The organism is Actinoplanes sp. NPDC048791 (genome assembly GCF_040650095.1).
Taxonomy (GTDB): domain Bacteria; phylum Actinomycetota; class Actinomycetes; order Mycobacteriales; family Micromonosporaceae; genus Actinoplanes.
In genome coordinates this window covers 1-1,397 of sequence record NZ_JBEZGQ010001562.1, presented here as the reverse complement: position 1 = coordinate 1,397, position 1,397 = coordinate 1, and the positions used below count along the sequence as shown (strand labels likewise).

General features: G+C 74.4%; 1 pseudogene. It reads right to left on the bottom strand.

Annotated elements, in window-relative coordinates:
* Nucleotides 1-522: 522 nt before the first annotated feature.
* Nucleotides 523-1,397 (bottom strand): annotated as a pseudogene (locus tag AB0C29_RS48490) (transposase); the annotation flags it as partial.

The following is a 1,397-nucleotide window of genomic DNA, read 5'->3' as shown; positions in this document are numbered from 1 at the left end:
TTGCCCGGCGGCTTGCTCGCCCGGCTTGCCCGCCCGGCTTGCCCGGCGGCTTGCTCGCCCGGCCTGCCCGCCGGCTTGCTCGCTCGGCTTGCCCGCCGCCTTGCCTTACGAGGTCGGCTTGGCCCGCCGGTGCCCTACCGGGCTAGCTCGGGCCCTACGCTGGGCCAGCGCGGCCCCCCCGGGTCAGGGCCCTACCAGGCCAGCCCAGGGCCTACCGGGCAGCCCGACGGCCCTCTGGGGCCCGACGGCCCTCTGGGGCCCGACGGCCCTCTGGGGCGTGAAGGGGAGCCCTTCGAGGTTTCGCTGGGGCTGAGCTCTGCGACGCTGCAGCCCTTGGAGCCCCGCCGAGACGTCCCCCGGACGGCCCTGCCGACCCTCCCAATACCCGGCGGCCCTTGACCGTCCCGCTCCAGGCGCCCGAGCGGCAGCCCCGCACCGAGCTCTCCCCGAACGCAAAGCGCCAACACAGCAAAACGGCCACACCCCAACACAAGGGCGTGGCCGTTCCGTCAAAGCAAGCTGTCAGCTGCTGCGATACCCAGCGTTCCGGTAGTCCTCCTGCTGAGCGCCGCCATCCCGGCTGAAGTCCCAGCCACCGGCCGCCTCACGGCCCGGCCGGCCACCGATCGCGTACCCACCGATCTCCTGGCCGCGCCGCCACCCCCGGAAGTATCCCGTGGTGTGCGCCGCGATGCTCGCCGCGTCGCGGACGATTCGCAGCGGGCGCTCTTCGCGCAGCGGCGAACCCGGGACCAGGTTGGCCTGCGGAACCCGCTTCGGCAGGCCGGCCGACGTCTCGGCCGCCACCGACGGGGTGGCTGCCTTTTCCGCGGCGCGCCAGCCTGTGTCGGACGGGTTCGTCCAGTCCAGGTTTGTCGAGGCTTCCTCGTCGTGACCCGTGAACCAGGCCGACCGGGCCGCCGCGAAGATCAGCAGGTCGCCGTCGCCTTCGGCTGGGACCGGGGGTGACGTGCTGCGGTCCAGGGCGGTCAGGGTGGTGCGGCGGGCTGCTGCTCGGCCGTTGCGGCCGCCGCGGTCGTCGACCAGGCGCAGCGGTGGCGGCTCGGTGATCGCTGTCACGTCGGCCGGGGTGTTGGTCAGGCCGTTGAGCACCGACTCCACCAGGCGCAGGGACGGCGGCTCCTGGGGCATGTCCTGCCACGGCGGGCGGACCCGGCCGTCCGACGGCGGGCTGCTCACCGCGGCCGGCGGCGGTGTGGCCGCTGCCTCGTCGCTGTTGTTCAGCAGTGGCCAGTTCGCGCGGGAGCCCGGCTCCGGGGTCTCCTGCGTCGAGCGCTGGGCCGGCATCGGCAGCGAGTAGTCCGTCGCGCCGTTCGTGGCCGGCTGTCCGTTGCGGGTGTTGGCCCGGGGCGGGATGACCGTGCGCTGGCGTTCGG